This is a genomic window from Streptomyces noursei (assembly GCF_016917755.1).
Taxonomy (GTDB): domain Bacteria; phylum Actinomycetota; class Actinomycetes; order Streptomycetales; family Streptomycetaceae; genus Streptomyces; species Streptomyces yunnanensis.
Genome location: NZ_CP070326.1, coordinates 942,400 through 960,003, shown reverse-complemented (window position 1 = coordinate 960,003; position 17,604 = coordinate 942,400). Strand labels below are relative to the sequence as shown.

The following is a 17,604-nucleotide window of genomic DNA, read 5'->3' as shown; positions in this document are numbered from 1 at the left end:
CGCACCATGGAGGAAGGCACAGTGAAACGCATCGGCATCATCGGAGTGGGCGAGATCGGCCGGGCCATCGTGATGAGCCTGCGCCACGGGGGCGACGAGACGTCAGAAGTGTTTCTCTCCCCCCGGGGCGCCCGCACGGCCGCGGAGTTGTCCGAGCGCTACGAGGGCGTACGGGTGTGCGCCGACAACCAGGAGGTGGTGGACCGCTCCGAGTTGGTGATCATCGCCGTACGGCGCCGGGACCACCACCATGCCCTGGCCGGGGTGCGGGTGGACGACGACAAGGTCGTGGTCAATGTGATGGCCGGCGTCGGCAACGACGACCTGCGCCGGTCACTCGCCACCGGCGCCCCGCTGGTCCGAGCCATCCCCCTGCCGGCCATCCGCGAACGCCGTTCCGTCACCGTGGTGTACCCCTCGCACCCGGAGGCGGACTCCTTCTTCGAGCGCCTGGGCGGGGTGCTCCCCGTCGCGGACGAGGCCGCCTTCGACGTCTTCTCCGCACTGACCGGGACGCTGACCACCCACTACACGTATCTCGCCACGCTCACGTCGTGGGCCGCCGACCAGGGCATCGCCTCCGAGGACGCGGACCGCTACGTCCGCAGCCTCTTCCAGGGCGTGGGCCGCTCCCTGAGCGACGAGACCCGTTCCCTGCACCAACTCGCAGCGGACCACGAGACCCCGAACGGAAACAACGAACGCATCCGCACCACCTGGTTCGACCAGGCCAACTCCCAGGCCCTGACCAGTGCACTCGACGCGCTTCTCACCCACCTCACCCCTCGCACATAGCCACGTCGGCAGAGTCGTGGTCCGTCGCATCTGTTGATCGCCACCGCTGCGTCGACCTTCTCCGTATCGACGAACTGGGCTGTACGGAGCTGGATCGCATGGGCGCTGAGCTGCCTGTTCCAGGTTCTGACGGAGCGTGAGGGGAAGAACATCCTTGCCATCGCCGCGAATTGACGTGCCCGCCCTTGCCCGCGCCGGCTCAGCCTTGCCTGAGACGGACCTCGGGTGGCCAGGTTGGTCTCCGTTGCCTGGTCGGGCGTGCGGTGGCGGGCCGTCGAGGCGGTGGCTCCTCAGGTATGCCGAGACAACAAGGCGACGAACACGATGTAGGTGATGGCGGCGGCGGCCACGAACCAGAAGTACGGATCGCCGCTTCTTCCGGATGCCAGTTCACCGATGAAAGCGCTGAGATTGCCCACGGTGAGCACGATGCCCGTGCCGGCCCAGGCCAGCCCTCCGATCCGGGCGAAGCGCTCGTCGGGTTCCTTCTGGGTGAGGCCCTGGTAGGTCTCGCTCCGGCGTCCCAGCATCACCAAGGCAAGACTGCAGGCCGCCAGGATTCCGAACGTCACCAAACCGAGAGCGAGATGGCCGCCGGCGGTCGCGGCCGTGAGGCAGGCGACTCCGACGACCAGGAAGAAACCGGGGACGGACCGCCGGGCTGTGTTACTGGTCATCTGGACTCTCATGGGTATGGAACATCTCCTCAACGCTGACCTCGAAGAACCTGGCCATGGCCAGGGCGAGCGGCAGGGAAGGCGTGTACCGCTCGGTCTCGATGGCGTTGATCGTTTGCCGTGAGACCCCGAGGGCCGTGCCCAACTGGCCCTGGGAGAGCCCTCGTGACGACCGCAGTTTCCTGACGCTGTTTCGCACGTGTAAAGCTTACTTGTCACCTCGCGGCGAGTGTCAAGCATGCTTTACAGGAAGGGTTGGCTCGCGCGGCGCCTCGCCGTGTTCCCCGTGCTGGTGGCCGGCCCGGTGCGGAAGGGCGAGTGCGGGCGCGGGTGCGATTGCATCCCCGGCCGCCCCTTGGAAGGCCGCAACCCCTGGTCTGGAACGCCATCCTGAGGGCCGCTCACGGAGATCAGCCGCAGACAGCCCCACTGCCTCGCCGGCTCCCCGGCGACTGGTGACCGACAAAACGATCGACCTCTCCCGGGAGGCGATCTCTGCTGGTCTCACATCGCGTCCGGCTCGGCCACCGCCTCCCGCTCCGCCTCGTCGGCCCGCAGCAGGGCCTCCAGCAGGCCGGGGAAGCGCGCTTCGAGATCGGCGCGGCGTAGCGAGATGTACCGTTCGCGGCCGGATCGGCGGGTGTGGGTCCAGCCTGCCGTCCGCAGGATCCGGAAGTGGTAGGAGCCGGTGGCCCGGGTGACGGGCAGTTCGATGTCTCCGCAGCCGGCCTCGCCCTGCGTGGCGAGCCGGTGCACGATCCGCCGCCGCAGGGGGTCGCTGAACGCCTGCAGCAAGTCGCCGAGTTGGATCCGGGCGGTCTCCGGCTGGTCGGGGTCGGCCGGGGCGGACGTAGCGGCGGGTTCCTCCGGCCCGGGGGAGCGTGGCGGCGGGTTCGCTCCCGGGGGGTCGGCCGGGACGGTGCGAGACATTGTTTCGATAGCTCTCTAAATGGGTGATACGGTCGGTGATCGTCAATGCGTTGACGATCCTCTAAGTATCCACTTCACCACTCGCCGACGGTGCCCGCACCGTCGCACCGACGCGTTCCCGCGAGGCCCAGGATGACCACCACACAGCCCGCCATCCCGCCCAACCCCGCACCCGCCGCGGGACAGCCCTCAACCGGCCCGCTGCGTACCCTGTTCTGCATCGGCGTCACCCAGGACTTCTTCGCCGCCGACGACGCGCTGCGCGCCACCGTGGCCGCCGCCATCCCGCCCGCCTTCGACCGGCTCGGCGAACGCTTCGGCGTCCACGTCCTCGGCACCCTGGACGACGACCAGCTGATGGTCGGCGCCGCCACCGCCTGGCCCTGGACCTCCTACATCCTCGCCGACGTCCCCGACCTGCAGACCGCCTCCGCGGTGTGCGGCATCGTCCGCGACACCCCGGTCGGCGACGGCCGACTGTGGCGCTATCTGCGGATCGAAGCCCGAGTCGGCCGCCCACTGTTCTTCGGTACGAACTGAGAAATCTCAACAGGCACTGAAAAAGCAGGCACTGAAAAAGCAGGTACTGAAAAGAGGGGGAGCAGATGCTCGACACCGGACTCGACGGCCGCACTGTCCTGATCACCGGCAGTGCCCAGGGGTTGGGCGCCGCCCTGGTCCGCGCCTGCCACGCCGAAGGCGCCCACGTCGCCGCGTTGGACATCGACGACGAGACCAACCGCGCCCTCGCCAACGACCTCGACCTCACCGGAGAACGGATCCGGCCGGTCCGGGTCGACCTGCGCGACCCGGACGCACTCGCCGCCGCCTACGCCGAGGCTCGTGACTGGCGCCCGATCGACGTGCTGATCAACAACGCCGCCCGGCCGCTCGCCCGATCGTTGTGGGAGATCACGCCTGAGGAGTGGGACGACGTCTTCGCGGTCAACCTGCGCGCCGTCTTCCTGCTGACCCGCGCGGTCGCCGCCGACATGCGCGACCGCGGCTTCGGACGGATCGTCAACGTGGCCTCCATCGCCGGCCAGACGCCCCGCCCCACCGGCGCCGCCTACGGCACCAGCAAGGCCGGGATGATCGCCCTCACCCGGGTCTTCGCCGCCGAACTCGCCCCGTACGGCGTCACCGTGAACGCGGTCGCCCCGGCCATGATCGACACCGCCATGGTCCGCTCGATCGGCCCGGAGGCACTCGCCGAGCTCACCTCTCAGGTACCCATGGGCCGAATCGCCACCCCCGAAGAGGTCGTCCGAGTCGTCCTCTTCCTCGCCTCCCGGGAGACGTTCGTCACCGGTGCCACCTACGACGTCAACGGCGGCACCCTGATGCGCTGACCACGCCTGACACCGGTCGGTCAGGCTTGGTCAACGGGTCGTGTCGAACCACCAGCCGCTGCCGCGCGCCTGGGAAGTGGCAGCCGAGACCATGGCCCGCCCCCCGTGGCGCGCGATAAACCCGGCGACGTCGACGGTCATCCCGGGATACTGGTCGCCATGGATGAGGTCAAGGTCGTGGTTGCCCATTCCGAGCGTGCGACGCTGCGCGTCGGCGACGTGTTCCTGAAGGTGGACGCCGATCAGGCGCGCATCGACGTCGAGGTCGAGGCGATGGCCCTGGCGCCGGTCCCGACCCCGGAGGTCCTGTGGCGCAAGCCGCCCGTGCTCGCGATCGCCGCGCTCCCGGGGACGGCGCTCGGCCGCCTCGGCGAGCCGTCGACCGCGTCGCCGGCGGCGTGGGCCGCGACGGGCGCCGCCATCCGGAAGTTGCACGACGCGCCGTTGCCGTCCTGGCCCGGCCGCGGCGGCCGCGGCCTCGACGAGTTGGCGGCGGATCTCGACGGCGAGTGCGAGTGGCTCGTGACGAACGGGGTCCTGCCCGCCGACCTGGTCACCCGCAACCGCCGGGTCGCGCAGGCCGCGCTCCGGCCGTGGACTCCGGTCTTCGCGCACGGTGACCTGCAGATCACGCATGTGTTCGTCGACGGCGACGAGATCACGGGCATCATCGACTGGTCCGAGGCGGGCCAGGGTGATGCCTTGTTCGACCTCGCCACCCTGACGCTCGGACACGAGGAGCACCTCGGCGACGTCGTCGCCGGCTACGGAACCGACGTCGACCTCGACGTGATCCGCGCGTGGTGGTCGTTGCGAAGCCTGCTGGGGGTTCGCTGGCTGGTCGAGCACGGCTTCGACCCGTTCGCGCCGGGCTGTGAGGTCGACGTGCTGAGATCCCGGATGTGAGGCTGCGCGGGCCGGACTGCCGCGAGTGTGTTCCGACGCATCGAGCGGGCCATCTCCTGGGGCGCATCGCCTGCCCTTCTGCACTTGCGAAACAATGCCCGGGAGCTCTGGGGATCGCGCCGGTCCCTCGGCAGTCGTGGTACAGAGCGCAGGGCAAGTGAGGGGGTGAGACGTTTCTCGATACCCGTTGCCGGTACGTGTCGTCGAGGTCTCCGATTTGCCGGCGGATTCCGCGAGTTGGGCCGGTACCCTGCGAGGTCTTGCGGGATGCAGGACGTCGCCGCCGTCTGACGTCGCTCACCGGCCGGTGGCGTCAGGCGCGTTCCTGTTCGTTCGTCTCCTTGATGGCTGCGGCCCGGGTACGACGGCGGCCCAGCGAGGTGCACCCCACAGTCACCACGCCGATGAGGGTCTCGACCGTGAGCGACGTACTTGGATACCGCCGCGGTGTGGACCGCCTGTTGCGCCTGCCTGCTCGGGATGCTCGGCTCGCCTGGCCGCAGCCGTAGTCGCCGACTGGGCGAAGGTGGAGCAGTAGCGACTGGCCGAGCCGACCGGACCGGACCCGTCTGTCCGTACGCGCCGGGCAACTTGCTCCGCCCAGCACGTACTTGCTGTGACGTAGATCACCTGACGTGTGGTGAGTTTCCTTGCCGGATCGGCTTCGTCCCGGGGCTTAAGAGAGGAAGCCTTTTGCGAAATTCTCTCAAGGAGCCAGTTCGTGTCCGGGACGTCTTCGTCGAAAAGCTCGCGCCGGCTGGTGCGGCTTGTCCAGCCCCTACGTCAGCGGGGGCTGGGCCTGCTGCTAGTGATCAAGCGGCCGGCACCGCCGGCACCGCCGGCACCGCCGGCACCGGACGCGCCGGACGCACGCGAGCGGCCGCCGCTGCCGGTGCGGCTCCCGGGCCAGACCCTTCGACGACGGAACAAGGCCGCCCCGGGCTCGCTGGTCACGGTGCGGGCGCTGCACCGGGTGATCGGCCTGCGGTGCGGAACCCGCTGGCAGGAAGCGGCATCCACAGCACTGCTCGGGAACGACTGGCTGGAGCCCCTCGACCACGGCAAGCAGCTCGACGCAGCCGCCCTGGCGCGGCTGCGAGCCGAGATCCGGCCCTGCACGCCAGCTGACCCCCGTATGGCGCCGACGCACCCGGCACGGGAGGGTCCTGCTCCTCAACACCCCGGTCAGCGACGGCATCACCGTCCAGGACCTGGTCGCCGAGAAGCCCGACAGCACGCCCACGCCGCTCGACGTCACGCCGGAGAACGCCCGCCTGGCAGCCCTGATCAGGAGGCTGCTGCCGGCAGAGGGCGTCGTGGACAGCAGCCGTCGGGACGTCGTCCCTGCGGCCTCCGCGCGCGGCAGACGGTCAGTAGGGTCGGGGACTGGCGCGGTGGCTGATGCTCCGACTCCGGTCCCCGCCGACGGTGCAGAGATCGTCTGAGGCAAAGGGAGAATCATGGGATCGACGTCGAGCGCGCCATGGGGAGTAGCCCTGGGGTACTCCTACCACTTGGCCGCTGTGCTGGCCGTCCGCGACGCGCTCGGCATCCGTGACCCGCTGGGCATACCGGCAGTCGTGGCGCAGCCGAGCCTGGTCGTCGAATCAACTGTGCACCATGCTATGGAAGTTGACGCCGAGTGGTTACGGTGGTGGGAACGCGCACTGGCAGCCTCGAAGCAGGATGAATCAGCGGTTCCGCTGTCGCCCGGTGGTCTGCTCGGCCGCATCGTCGAGGACAACCGCGATGCCATCCGCCTGTGGAGCGCCGAACGCAAACGCGACGTCGCGAACGCAGGCCGTCCCGCGCGTGGTGCTCTGCGCATGAGGGATGCCGTGCGCGAGCACGAGAGGACCACCGGCGCCCGCCTCGGCGGATTCCGGCTCAAGGTGACCGCGCTGCCCATCTCCGGCGCCCTGTTCCTGCCGATCGGCGGAAACCGCATCCTCATCAGCGCTGAACTGCTTCGGCACCGCGAGGAATACATCAGGCGCGTCATCGCACATGTGGCGGCGGAAGGCATCTGAATCGTCCTCCCGAGCGGGATCGGGTGACCGCGCGTGATCGTGCCCCGGCTGTCGAAGTGGCGGGCAGGCCGGTTCAGGCCGCCCCTGCCGGGAGGGGGACGACGTCGCGTCGGTTGCGCCGGGTCTGCCACCCGCCCCGTACTGCGATCTTGGGCAACAGGCCCATGGACCCTCCCGGCATGGTGAGGACATCCCGTCCTCCTGTTGGGCGTGGAGGACGTGAAGGCCGGCAAGCGGTTCTACGTCGGCCGGGGCCTGACCGTGGCCAGGAGCTTCGGCGGCAAGTACGTCGAGTTCACCTCCGACGGTGCCAGCCCCGTCAAGCTGGCGCTGTACCAGCGCCGTGGTTTGGCCAAGGACGTGGGCGCCCCCGCCGACGGCACCGGATCGCATCGCATCGCATCGTCCTCGGCAACACCGCCGGCCCCTTCACCGGCCCGGACGGATTCGCCTGGGTGACCACCGGGCCACTCGCCCTCACGCCGTCCACGGCGCCTGCACTGTCCTGACTCCGGGCCCCGCACTCCCGCACCGGCACGCCTCGTCCCGGCCGCAGCCGACGAACAGGCCCATCCGCACGCTACTTGACGTTCGGGCCGGCAGGTTCGGTGTTGGGTCTGGTAGCGGGTTCGGTGTCCGGACCGGTGGTGAACGTAAGGGTGCTGATCGCGCCGCCGTCGGGGGCGTTGGCGAACTCCAGTCGCGCGCCGATCGTGCGGGCCTGCCCGGTGGCTATCGTCAGGCCCAGACCGTGCCCCTGGTGGCCGGCGGTCGGTTCGGTGCGGAAGCGCTGCGGGCCATGGTCCAGCAGGTAGGCGGGGTAGCCGGCGCCGTGGTCGCGGATGGTGATCACGGGGCCGTCCACGGTGAGGGTGACCGGCGGGCGGCCGTGGCGGTGGGCGTTGAGCAGCAGGTTGCCCAACACCCGCTCCAGGCGCCGCCGGTCGGTGTCCACGCATGCGTCCCGTATGACGTGGACGTCCGCCTCCTGGCCGGGGACGCGCGCCGTGCCGCGGACCAGTGGGCCGAGCAAGTGCGAGTCGAGATCGGCCTGTTCGGTCGCGGAGTCCAGCCGGGAGATCTCCAACAGGTCCTCGGTGAGCCGGCACAGGTGGTGCACCCGGTCGCGGACCAGTTCGGTGGGCCGACCGGGCGACAGCAGATCGGCGGACGCACGCAGGCCCGCGAGCGGTGTGCGCAGTTCGTGGGCGACGTCGGCGGTGAACCGCTGCTCACTGCGCAACCGGTCCTGAAGCGCGGATGCCATGGCGTCCAGCGCGGCGGTCACATCCGCGACCTCGTCGCGCCCACGCGCGGCGTCCCCGCCCGCCGGTTCGGCGACCGGTGCCATGAGGTCGCCCGTGCTGATGCGGCGGGCCACGGCGGCCGTCCGGCGCAGTCGTCGGGTCACGCGCGACACCGCGAACGATCCGACCGCCAGTACGCACACGATGGCCACACCCGCGGAGATCACCATGGCGTGGTCCAGGCCCGCGAGGGTCTCGGTCTCCTGGCTGTAGTCGGACCGTGCCGCGAGCACGGTGCCGTCCGCCGGGCGGGCCGCCCACATGACCGGCCGGCCCCGGAAACTGCCGAGCATCGTGCCGTGCTGGCCGTGCAGCGCCAACTTCTTCAGGGCGGCCGGGAGTTCGGGTGGATCCAGTCGTCCGCAGGGCGGCAGCGGATTCCCGGCGACGTAGGCGGTGGTGGTTTCCTCCAACTTGGCCAGGGCGGCAGCCCGCGCCTGGCGCACGGTCTGTTCTCCGACGTCCGCGTGCACCAGGAAGCCGATCACCACGGCGACCGTGCAGCAGGCAACGGTCAGCAGGAGGGCGAACTTGGCATGCAGCCTGCCGGTCCAGGCGTGCAGCTTCCCCAGCGCGGTCATGAGCCGCCCTTGGCGGGCGGCGAGGAGCCGGCGCCCCGCACCCGGCGGTACTCCTGGGACTGGAACTCCATGGTCCGCTGTCCCGCGTCCCACGCGTACACGGTGCGTTGCTGGTAGTCGGGGGTGGCGGTGTCCTCCCAGAGGATCAGGTCCCGGCCGGACACCTGCACCGAGCGGACGGCGGCGGGGTAGGCCATCACGCGGACGGGCTTGCCGCCGCGCAGGGTGTAGACCCGCAGTGAGCAGAAGCCGTCGTCCATGTCGATGCCGATGATCAACTCGTTCCGGCCGTCGCCGGTCAGGTCGTGGTACTCCGGAGTGCGCACCGGGCAGCCCGCACCGATCGCCGTGCAGTGGGCCACCTTGGCGCGGGTTGCCTCGTCCATCGCCTCCGGCCCGTCGGCGGTCGCCCGGCCGGCGGTGATGTCCGCCTTGACCGTGGCCAGTGCGTCCACCCCGCGGATGTCGCCGGCACCAGGGGGCTGGGCCCCGCCTCGTCGGCCGGGCGCCGGTGGGTCGGCCCACAGGGTCCGTGGCGCGGTGACCTCGGGTGCGGGCCCGGCGCTCACCGGGCCGGTGTGCACGGAGCAGGCTGCCAGCGGCAGCACCACGGCCGCGATGGCGGTGGTGGTGGCGAGCGAGGTACGTCGGCGGAACGGCCGCGCCGGGCGTGATTGCTCGGCTACGGCCGTGACCGGCCTGTGACGGGGCGTGCTGTGCGGATTCGACATAAAGGGTGCTGGGGCGACCGGTGGCCATCTGCGACGGGCCCACGGAGCGCGGTCGGTTGTGGTTCGAGCAGCCGAGAGGCGCTCTCGGCGAGGTTGCGGTGCTTTATGAGCCATATGGCGGATGGTTACCTATCTTCCTTTTATCACACCCGCGATGGCGATCTTGGCCACGTCTCGCGCCGTGGACCCCCACGCCCTGATCGGCGCCTCTGCTTCCGGGTGCCTGCCGGGACCGCCGGGGCTCCACCCGTCGCCACTCCGCCTCCCACTGCCGGTAGCGCACCCGGTCCAGGAGCAGAGCCGCGGCCCACCGCGCCCCGTACCCCGTTCCCACGCACAGCCCTCCGGCCAGGCTGCCGACCAGCCAGCCCGTCGCCAGTGCGGACGCGCGGCTCGGATGGGCGCTGGCGGCCTTGTCCTGGCGGTCCACCCAGATGCGCACCGGCGTCCCCTTCCGGTCCTCCGCCTTTGTCTGGACCACTGCGGTGTGCGGCCTGCCGTCCGGGCCGGTCCAGTGCGCGGGCGCGGTGAACGGCCCGAGGGTGGACGGCGGGGTCCGCTCGCCCCGGTCGGAGGTGTCCGCGGTCAAGTGGGCGGATACCAGGTGGCGTTCGGCGGCCTCGGTGCGTGCATTGTGCAGTCGCCACGCATCAGTGGCCGTTCCTGCAGCGATGGCCGCGCTCGGCAGCCCGAGCAACAGGACCAGTGCCGGCAGTGCGTCGACGTCGAACTGCAGCCGGTCGGACGTGTGGCGCAGCGGATGGTCGCGCGGGTGGTGGGTCGAGAGGTGAAGGTGCGGGAGTCTCATGTAGCCCCTTCCCCGGACCGGTTGGGCGCCCGGGTGAGGGTCTGTGGGGGATTGCCCTGCTCAGTCAGTGCCCTCGAAGGGGACCACCAAGAGGGGACAGCGGGCGTGGCGGCGGCAGTGACGGACCACCGAGCCGTGCACGAGGTGATGGAGGGGGCCGCGCCGGCCCGCGCCGATGACGAGCAGGTCGGCGTCGTGCCGGGCGCAGGCCACCAGTGCCGGTCCGGCCTTCGCGCGAAGAGCCTTCGGCATGACCGGCATCGCGAACGGGGCGGCCCCGAGCACTGCCTCGCACGCCTTCTCCAGAGTCGTCTCGGCCTGCCGCTGCCAGTGCCAGCGGACGTCGAGCGGCGCGGGCTGCAGCGCGCCGGCCGCCTCGCCGCCCGGGGGAGTCCACGCCAGCACGGGGCACAGCGCGGCCCCGTGGCGGCTCGCCTCGTCGGCGCCCTGCCGCAGGGCCGCGAGGCCGCCCTCCGAGCCGTCCACCCCGACGATCACGCGGGTGACGCCACTGATTCGTCCAGACATACAGATCGTCCTTTCGGGCGCGAAATGAAGAGGGAATTCACATTCGCATTCCTTGGTCGAGTGTGGGAGGTGGAATTCAATTCCGGGGCGGCTGGCGGCCGGCCGTGTAAATCACGATTAGGGAAATCCAGCGAAAGCGGATGGGGGAAACCATTCCGCCGATCAGGCCGCGTCCGCGAGGCGTCTCGGTACCGCACATGACCCATGCTCGTCGCGTGGAAGCCGCGGCGGAGTCGGTCGATCGCCCGGTGCACCGGATGACGTCACGTCCCCCGTGCGGCCGCGAAGAACCCTGGAGCGACCTTGGGAAGCAAAGCCCGGTTGCACCCGAAACCGACACACCTGGCCTGGGAATCGACATGGATCTGCCCGCGTCGTGTCGGCCCCGGCCCACGGCGCCGACCGCCATCGCACCGCGGGACACGGCGTCCCGAAGCCGGTGAACCCGGGAAGCGCTCCGCCCCGGAGCTGCGGCCCGCGTTCGTCGGTACGGCGGCCGGCGCGGTGGCCATGGGCCTGGTGCTGCACGGCGTCGGCGACGTCCCGCTCGTCTACGCCTTCGCCCTGCCCGTCGCAATGTCGTGCGGCTTCGGCGCCGGGCCGCTGATCGGCCCTGCCTGGGAACAGGCGGCCTTCACGATCGCCTTCGTCCTGATCTTCACGCAGCTCTCGGTGCCTGACTGGCACCTTTCCGAGCAGCGGCTCGTCGACGTCCTGCTCGGCGGGGCGATCGGCGCGGTGGCAAGCCTGGTGGCCTGGCCGCGCGGCAGCCACGGCACCCTGTGCGACACCGTCGCCGACTTCCTCAGGGCGGGCGGGGACGGCTGCCGGTCCGTCATCGCCGTCCTGGGCGGTCGCACGGCACCGGCCGATCCGCTGCACCCCGTCCGCCGCGCGATGCTCCGCGCCGAGGCCGCCTACGCCCAGAACCAGGCGGAGAAGGCGCGCCCGCATGCGGGGGACGAACTGATCGAACGCGCGCTGACCTGCGGCTACCACATGGCCGTCGGCGGCGAACTGCTGCTGATGCGCCACCAGCCCTCGCACTGCGCGGCACTGTCCCCGGCGACCGCCGAGGCGCTGGCCCGGCTTGCCGAAGAAGCCGCCGCACATGCGCGGTACGCCGCCGCTGACCTGAGAAGCGCGGCCGGTCGCCAGTCGGAAGCCGCCGCGCCGGCAGCGTTCACACGCCCGGACCCACCGCACCGCCCCACGGCATGCGCGGGGGAACTGGCACCGGGCGCCGAGGCATGGCTGGCCGGGGTGCTGCAGGACCTGGCCCGGCCCCTCGACGTCACAGACCGCCGACGGCCCCACGGGAAGACGCGCTAATGACGGAGACGGCACGGAAATGACTGGACTTCCCGCCGCCCCCGTGTGTTAGCTTGTTGAAGTCCATTCAATTGCTCTCGGGTTCCTTTCCCTAGAAGAGGTGTTTGATGTCCCGGCCCGCGCCGAGTGCGCCTCGCCGCATCGCGTAGCCGTCCCTTTCGCCGTGCCTCCCACGGCGTTCTACCGGGACGGAATCCCGGTGCTTTATACCCCAGCCCCTGGCCTCGTGGCCGTGGAAGCTGCCGACCGTATCCCCGGCCGTCGCTCCGCTGTGCCGCGCGTGGGTTTCCCGAGGCCGCTCGGCCTGCTCTTGCTGTCATCACACACTTCTCAGCAAGGAGCATCCGGGTGTCCAGCGACAACCTCGCTCACCACCAGAGCACCATCAACCACGTCCTCAACACCGACACCTTCAGCTGCGTGTGGTGCGGACTGACCGTCTCGGCCCAGGCCCCCGACGGCACCCGCCGCAACCACTGTCCGTCGTGCCTGCACTCCAAGCACGTCATGGACCAGATCGAAGGCGGCCCGTCCGCGTGCGGTTCGAAGATGAGCCCGATCGCCATCGCCGTGCTCCGCACCGGCGACTGGATGATCATTCACCGCTGCGTACGCTGCGACGAGCTCACCTCCAACCCGGTGTCCACGGACGACAACCAGCTCATCCTGATGCGCATGGCCGTGCGCCCGCTGGCCCAACCTCCGTTCCCCCTCGAAGCGTTCGGCACCCTCTGAACGCCCACCCGGAAAGGAGACGGTCATGCCACGCCGCACACAGTCGGGGGGCCGCAAGAACCGGCACCGGCCGCAGCGCTACAAGGACGTGCTGCACGGCAACGGCGGACACCGGGCCAATGACTTCCGGTGTGCCGGCTGCCGGCTCGACGTGTCCCTCGTCGCGCCCGGCACCGCACACCGCAACCATTGCCCGAACTGCCTGACCAGCCTGCACGTCGACCACCGCATCCCAGGCGACCGCGCCTCGACGTGCCACGGGCGCATGGAGGCACTGAGCCTGACCGTACGACCGGACGGCGAATGGATGATCATCCATCAGTGCCAGTCCTGCGGCGAGCTCAGCGCCAACCGCATCGCCGGTGACGACAACATGCTCCCCCTGATGCGCCTGGCGCTCAGGCCACTCGGAGCCGGCAGCATCGCCAGCAGCGCGCTGCTCACCACACTCTGACGCAGCGTCAAACACCGCAAGCCGCGCCGGGGGTGGGTGCCCGCATCCCCCCCCGGCGCCCTTGCCGGCCGGGTCGGACAGGCCGCACCCTTGCGGCCCCGAACAGTCACGAGCTTGCGGAAACAGCGCGGGTTCCATCAGGCAAACGGCGCTGTCCAGGACGGGTCCCACGCCGTGATCACTCCGGGGCAATCAGCCCCGAGCGGCTCGGGTCAGGCAAGGCGCAGATCGATCCACGGAATGGTTTCCCCTGGCAGCAGGTACCGTTCGATCTCGGCGAACCCGTGCTTGTGTGCGAACCGCAGACCATCCTCGTTGGAAGACAGGATCACTGTCTCGATCACCTCGGCGCCCAACTCCCGTGCCCGGTCGAGCGCACGCGCATAGAGTTCCTCGCCGAACCCCTGCCCACGGTGAGCAGCGAGCACACGGGCGATCACCGTGGCCGTCAACGTGTCGTCCGAGGGCGGACGCACCGTGCTGCAGCCCACGAGAACATCACCGAGGTACGCAACCTCCAGACGGTGGCGCTGTGCGCGTTCCCGTATCTCGTCCATGGACAGGATGTGTGTGGGGACGATGACGTTGTGGACGTACTGCCAGTCCCTGAGCGCGACGTCATTGTCCGGCTGTTGGAAGCGAAGGTCAGACATCGCAGCAGGAGACCCGGGAAAGCGGCCGACGTCAACTCCCTTTGCCGCGTGACCAGGGCGTCAGGGGCACCCTGGGTGGATGTGGAGGGCGTGCACGGCCACTTCGCGAGCCTGCAGGAAGCAGTCCCGCACATCCTGGCCTTCGCGTCCGGATCCTCCTTCAATTTCGTGGCCTGAGCCCGTCTGCGGCGGAACGGCTCGTGCGTGTCCAGGTGATCCGGGCAGAGGCATGTGTGACGTGCGGGACATCGGTCCGGTGTGGCGATGTCCTACGGTGTCGGCCATGACCGAAGAACAGACAGGTGACGGTCTGGCCTGGATCGGACAGCACGCCGGTGACGCCAGGGGAGCCGGGGACGGCGTGGCGGGGATGCGGGGCAGTATCTCGCTGACCGCGGTCCGAGGCGCAGACCCGGTCGACTTCCTTGTGCGGATGGGTGCGGACCGGGACGTGTTGGAGCGGGGGGTGCTGTACAAGGACATCGCCGCCCGGTGGTCGGGGGAGGAGTACAAGGACTGGCAGTGCATGTTCGGCACCAGCGGGGAGTGGACGTTCCTGCTGGAGGACTACCTGTGCGCTACGTGGTATCTGGACTGGATCGAAGAGGTCGAGGGCGCGATGCCCCGCCGGGGCGAAGAGCTGGTGTGCGTAACGCTGAACCAGCATCAGGCCCCGTCCAGGCTCGTGTACTCACCGGGCGACGGGGAGGTGTGGTGCATGGGAATCGGCGAGGACGGTTTGCTGGATCACCCCGGGCGTGCAGACCCCACCGGCAAGGTCGCCGCGCTGGACGAGGCGTTGCGCCAGGCCGGTGTGGTATGGCGCGGCGATGACCTGCTTCCTCGTGTGTTTCATACGGTCGGAGCGCATCTGGGCATCCGTCTTCCCCGGCACGAGATCGAGGCAGGGCTGTTGCCCGCGGCAGCCCTGCCGGATCCGACGCGGTAGGAGAGTCAAATCCGCCGCGACGCCTGCCCGTTGGGCGGTATGGGTAAGCCGCACGTCTGACCATGCTGGCGGTGCTGCTCAGTGGGCTGTGGCGCATCGCCATGGTGCTCGGATTCCCCGCCGGTTACACCGCGGCGGGCTTCGTGCGCCCGTGATGGGCAACTGGTGTCGCTAGACGTCGTAATCCTGGGCGAACCGGTCCTGCGCCTCTTGCTGCGCGCGCTCGGCCTCCATCCGGCCCTTGTCCTGAGCCTGCGAAGCCCGCTCGGAAGTCTCGTCCCGGGCTTCCGAGGCTGCCTCTTTGGACGTGTCCGCGAGCTGCAGGGTCTTGTCCTTGAACGGATCTCTGGCACCCATGGCTTGTCCCTCCTCGCAGGTGATCGTGGTTTGAGGTGGCCGAAGGCCAAGTCCTGCCGCACCTCGAACGGCCAGGGGGTGTCTCGACGGTTTTGGCCATGGCGTCGTTGTTCCGGCGGAACAGTGGTTGGCGTTAAGCATTGACCGACGTCATGGACGCCGTTGACGGCGGGCGTTCCCGCCGACCCGTGCTTGTCCGGTTCGGAGCCGGCGAAGGCGCGGTACAGCGAGGCGACAGAGGGATGTCGCCCGGCGTTCTTGCCGGTCTTGATCGTGATCTTCTTGGCGATCTCGGGCACGGGGACGCACGATCTGTCGTGTGAGAAGCCGTTCGCGGTTAGCTTCGGGCGAGGGTGAGTTTCGTCGACGAGGCCAGCGAGACAGTCCAGCTGGCCCGGACGTCGCGTCGCTTCTTCGATCCGCCCGACAGGGATCAGGCCGTCGAGGACGTCGACGACGAACTGGGACGCGGGGCATGGCTTCGAACTCGTCTCGTGGGTCGTCGTTCAGCACCGTGTGCGTTTCAGGTGACGGATGCTCAGCGATGGTTGGGCCCGCCGGTCAGTCGATGCCTTCGATGATGCGGAAGTCGCGCTCGACACCGTCGGGGAGGGCCACCAGCGCCTTCTGATATGCCTCGCTCTCGTATGCCGCGACGGCCTGTTCAAAGCTGTCGAACTCGATCAGAACGACGCGTTGCGTGATTCCGGCCTCGTGGGCGACGACTCGACCACCACGGGACAGGAGGCGCCCGCCCCCAGCCCGGACAGCCGGACCAGCCAGCTTCTCGTAGGCAGTCAGCCTCTCAGGGGCGGAAATGGCGGGGTAGACACTGACCCAGTAGCCCTTAGCCATGGAAACCTCCTGTGTTCGGCCGGACAGGTCCGACTTCGAATTGACGCTCGGATCGATCGATCCCGGCGATGGGTACTGCGATCAGTGGAATCGCCATATGCGCAGGTTAGGGCTTGATGTGCGGCCGAGGGAAAGACCGGTACGGGATAGACTCAGAACGGATCGTTATCAATCGGCAGGGAGGGCACGTGGCGCCGGATACGGTGAGCCTGCGGTACTTCCTGGTGCTGGCACAGGAGTTGAACTTCACCCGCGCGGCCGCACGGATCGGTATCGCACAGCCCGCACTCAGCGCCCGGATGCGCCGATTGGAGGCGGAACTCGGTACGGCCCTGCTGGTCCGCAACACGCGTAGCGTCGTATTGACCACGGCCGGTGCGGCTTTGGCGGAGTCCGCGCCGCCCGCGCTGGCGGCGCTGGACCGGGCGTGGGACACCGCCCGTAGCGCGGCGGCCGGTGAACTGGGCACGCTGCGCATCGGATACAGCCTCAGCGCCGGGGCCGAGACGGCACCGGCCCTGGTGGACAGGCTGATTCGCGGCAACAGCGGACTCGAGGTCGGCGCGGTCCCGATGGCGACACCGGAGATCTCCCCCGCGGTCGCCGACGGCCGCATCGATGCCGGGATCACCCGCGGTGAACAACCGGGCCGTGGTGTGCGCCGGTTCCTGCTGCGGCGTGCGCGCATCGGGGTCCAGCTGGCGCAGCACCATCCGCTGGCCGAACACCCGGAGATCGAGATCGCCGACGCGGCCGCGTATCCGCTGCGACTCCCGGACCGTGCGGCCAACCCCGTGATCCACGATCAGCTGTCCGCACTGTTCCGAGACACCCGACCACACCCCCGATTCCACACGCCCGCAGTCTCTTTCGACATGTCTCAGCGCGACCTGCGTGACGGGGTCACCCTCGCCCCGGCCGGAGAGGCCGCGGCCACGGCACAACCGGCCGGTCTCACCTGGCGACCGCTGCGGGGCGCGCCCAGCCTGACGATCCACCTGGTCCTCCCACGCGAGCAGTCGCCGCTACACCGCCGCATCCGTGCCGTCGCCAAAACCCTGGCGCACGAGCTGCACTGGCTGCCGGACTGACGTGCAAGAGGTCGAGCGAGACGGACGCCTGCGGTGGCGAGGCCGAAGACCTTGCGCCCGGCGGACTTCGCGGTGATGACGACGATGGCGAGCAGCACCCCCGCGCCGGCTCTCGCCCAGGCGGGGTTCTGCACCATCCACCTGTTCGAGGCGCTCGTCTGCGTCTCGCAGATCATCGACGGCGACTACCTCAGTGCGGAACTGGACGAGATCTACCCCGCCTCGGAAGCCCTGATAGACCGTCAGTGGCAGGAGCTGGGACTGCCGATTCCGCCCGGGCTCCAGCGGACGCCGGGTGAGTAGTCCGTCTCGGGCGATCCACCCGCTCCTTCATCTCGCCGTATCTGTCGGCCAGCTCCTTCATGGCGGCCGGTGTAGCGTTCTGCGCCTTGGCGCGGGCTTGGAATTCCTCGACGAGGTCTCTGTGGTCGCCGTAGGCGACGTCTCTTCTCAGGCCGGACCCGCGCAGCAGTTCGGTGGCTGTGAGCTTCCCTGCCTCCGATTGCAGGGGGGCCGGCAAGGAGCCGATCCGC

At 69.6% G+C, this 17,604-nt stretch carries 21 protein-coding genes and 1 pseudogene; 12 read left to right on the top strand and 10 right to left on the bottom strand.

All coding sequences use genetic code 11. From position 1 onward, the window contains the following. The first annotated feature begins 21 nt into the window (after window positions 1-21). Window positions 22-795: an NAD(P)-binding domain-containing protein gene (locus JNO44_RS04195; protein ID WP_240167405.1), complete on the top strand. Its 774-nt coding sequence runs from the start codon at window positions 22-24 to the stop codon at window positions 793-795. A 290-nt stretch (window positions 796-1,085) separates the two neighbouring features. On the opposite strand, the gene JNO44_RS04190 is transcribed toward JNO44_RS04195, so the two are convergent. The 3 genes from JNO44_RS04190 to JNO44_RS04180 form a co-directional block, all read right to left on the bottom strand. After that, a complete protein-coding gene (locus JNO44_RS04190; RefSeq protein ID WP_205361496.1) occupies window positions 1,086-1,472 on the bottom strand; it encodes a hypothetical protein in 387 nt (128 codons plus the stop codon). Continuing rightward, on the bottom strand, window positions 1,462-1,671 hold the full coding sequence (locus JNO44_RS04185) for a helix-turn-helix transcriptional regulator (protein ID WP_073447526.1): 210 nt from the start codon (window positions 1,669-1,671) through the stop codon (window positions 1,462-1,464). Before JNO44_RS04185 ends, JNO44_RS04190 begins: the two co-directional genes overlap by 11 nt. A 305-nt stretch (window positions 1,672-1,976) precedes the next feature. Beyond that, window positions 1,977-2,402: an ArsR/SmtB family transcription factor gene (locus tag JNO44_RS04180; protein WP_205361494.1), complete on the bottom strand. Its 426-nt coding sequence runs from the start codon at window positions 2,400-2,402 to the stop codon at window positions 1,977-1,979. 132 nt (window positions 2,403-2,534) lie between these two features. Here JNO44_RS04180 and JNO44_RS04175 point away from each other — a divergent pair, with 132 nt between their 5' ends. The 5 genes and pseudogenes from JNO44_RS04175 to JNO44_RS04155 form a co-directional block, all read left to right on the top strand. Next, entirely contained in the window at window positions 2,535-2,942 is a 408-nt protein-coding gene (locus tag JNO44_RS04175; protein WP_205361492.1) for a hypothetical protein, read from the top strand. 65 nt (window positions 2,943-3,007) lie between these two features. Next, window positions 3,008-3,754 (top strand): SDR family NAD(P)-dependent oxidoreductase, encoded by a 747-nt coding sequence (locus JNO44_RS04170; RefSeq protein WP_205361491.1) that lies wholly within the window; start codon window positions 3,008-3,010, stop codon window positions 3,752-3,754. 159 nt (window positions 3,755-3,913) lie between these two features. Then, window positions 3,914-4,660: a phosphotransferase family protein gene (locus JNO44_RS04165; protein WP_205361489.1), complete on the top strand. Its 747-nt coding sequence runs from the start codon at window positions 3,914-3,916 to the stop codon at window positions 4,658-4,660. 1,514 nt (window positions 4,661-6,174) lie between these two features. Further along, window positions 6,175-6,690: a hypothetical protein gene (locus JNO44_RS04160; RefSeq protein WP_205361484.1), complete on the top strand. Its 516-nt coding sequence runs from the start codon at window positions 6,175-6,177 to the stop codon at window positions 6,688-6,690. 195 nt (window positions 6,691-6,885) lie between these two features. Then, window positions 6,886-7,199, top strand: a pseudogene (locus tag JNO44_RS04155) (VOC family protein); the annotation flags it as partial. Between the two features lie 71 nt (window positions 7,200-7,270). On the opposite strand, the gene JNO44_RS04150 reads toward JNO44_RS04155, so the two are convergent. The 4 genes from JNO44_RS04150 to JNO44_RS04135 form a co-directional block, all read right to left on the bottom strand. Beyond that, window positions 7,271-8,578 carry a sensor histidine kinase gene (locus JNO44_RS04150; protein WP_205361483.1) on the bottom strand — a complete coding sequence of 436 codons (1,308 nt, stop codon included), beginning with the start codon at window positions 8,576-8,578 and terminating at the stop codon, window positions 7,271-7,273. Continuing rightward, on the bottom strand, window positions 8,575-9,309 hold the full coding sequence (locus JNO44_RS04145; RefSeq protein ID WP_205361482.1) for a hypothetical protein: 735 nt from the start codon (window positions 9,307-9,309) through the stop codon (window positions 8,575-8,577). Before JNO44_RS04145 ends, JNO44_RS04150 begins: the two co-directional genes overlap by 4 nt. Window positions 9,310-9,412: 103 nt before the next feature. Continuing rightward, window positions 9,413-10,117: an Rv1733c family protein gene (locus JNO44_RS04140; protein WP_205361481.1), complete on the bottom strand. Its 705-nt coding sequence runs from the start codon at window positions 10,115-10,117 to the stop codon at window positions 9,413-9,415. Window positions 10,118-10,177: 60 nt separating this feature from the next. Continuing rightward, entirely contained in the window at window positions 10,178-10,645 is a 468-nt protein-coding gene (locus JNO44_RS04135; protein ID WP_205361479.1) for a universal stress protein, read from the bottom strand. A 303-nt stretch (window positions 10,646-10,948) separates the two neighbouring features. On the opposite strand from JNO44_RS04135, the gene JNO44_RS04130 reads away from it, so the two are divergent. The 3 genes from JNO44_RS04130 to JNO44_RS04120 all read left to right on the top strand — a co-directional run bounded on the left by JNO44_RS04130 (window position 10,949) and on the right by JNO44_RS04120 (window position 13,166). After that, a complete protein-coding gene (locus JNO44_RS04130; protein ID WP_338058553.1) occupies window positions 10,949-11,977 on the top strand; it encodes an FUSC family protein in 1,029 nt (342 codons plus the stop codon). Between the two features lie 348 nt (window positions 11,978-12,325). Beyond that, a complete protein-coding gene (locus JNO44_RS04125; protein WP_067355793.1) occupies window positions 12,326-12,712 on the top strand; it encodes an RNHCP domain-containing protein in 387 nt (128 codons plus the stop codon). A 25-nt stretch (window positions 12,713-12,737) separates the two neighbouring features. Then, window positions 12,738-13,166, top strand: coding sequence for an RNHCP domain-containing protein (locus JNO44_RS04120; protein WP_205361475.1), 429 nt, complete (start codon window positions 12,738-12,740; stop codon window positions 13,164-13,166). 212 nt (window positions 13,167-13,378) lie between these two features. Here JNO44_RS04120 and JNO44_RS04115 read toward each other — a convergent pair whose 3' ends face one another. After that, window positions 13,379-13,819, bottom strand: coding sequence for a GNAT family N-acetyltransferase (locus tag JNO44_RS04115; RefSeq protein ID WP_205361473.1), 441 nt, complete (start codon window positions 13,817-13,819; stop codon window positions 13,379-13,381). A gap of 283 nt (window positions 13,820-14,102) precedes the next feature. Here JNO44_RS04115 and JNO44_RS04110 point away from each other — a divergent pair, with 283 nt between their 5' ends. Next, window positions 14,103-14,768 carry a hypothetical protein gene (locus tag JNO44_RS04110; protein ID WP_205361470.1) on the top strand — a complete coding sequence of 222 codons (666 nt, stop codon included), beginning with the start codon at window positions 14,103-14,105 and terminating at the stop codon, window positions 14,766-14,768. A 171-nt stretch (window positions 14,769-14,939) separates the two neighbouring features. On the opposite strand, the gene JNO44_RS04105 is transcribed toward JNO44_RS04110, so the two are convergent. Continuing rightward, on the bottom strand, window positions 14,940-15,125 hold the full coding sequence (locus JNO44_RS04105; RefSeq protein ID WP_205361468.1) for a hypothetical protein: 186 nt from the start codon (window positions 15,123-15,125) through the stop codon (window positions 14,940-14,942). Window positions 15,126-15,686: 561 nt separating this feature from the next. After that, the gene (locus JNO44_RS04100) at window positions 15,687-15,980 is read right to left on the bottom strand and encodes a DUF1330 domain-containing protein (RefSeq protein WP_205361466.1); all 294 of its coding nucleotides are present in this window, start codon (window positions 15,978-15,980) and stop codon (window positions 15,687-15,689) included. Window positions 15,981-16,168: 188 nt separating this feature from the next. Here JNO44_RS04100 and JNO44_RS04095 point away from each other — a divergent pair, with 188 nt between their 5' ends. Together JNO44_RS04095 and JNO44_RS04090 are read left to right on the top strand one after the other, a co-directional pair. Further along, the gene (locus JNO44_RS04095) at window positions 16,169-17,071 is read left to right on the top strand and encodes a LysR family transcriptional regulator (protein WP_205361464.1); all 903 of its coding nucleotides are present in this window, start codon (window positions 16,169-16,171) and stop codon (window positions 17,069-17,071) included. Window positions 17,072-17,104: 33 nt separating this feature from the next. Further along, window positions 17,105-17,374: a hypothetical protein gene (locus JNO44_RS04090; protein ID WP_205361462.1), complete on the top strand. Its 270-nt coding sequence runs from the start codon at window positions 17,105-17,107 to the stop codon at window positions 17,372-17,374. Window positions 17,375-17,604 lie beyond the last annotated feature (230 nt).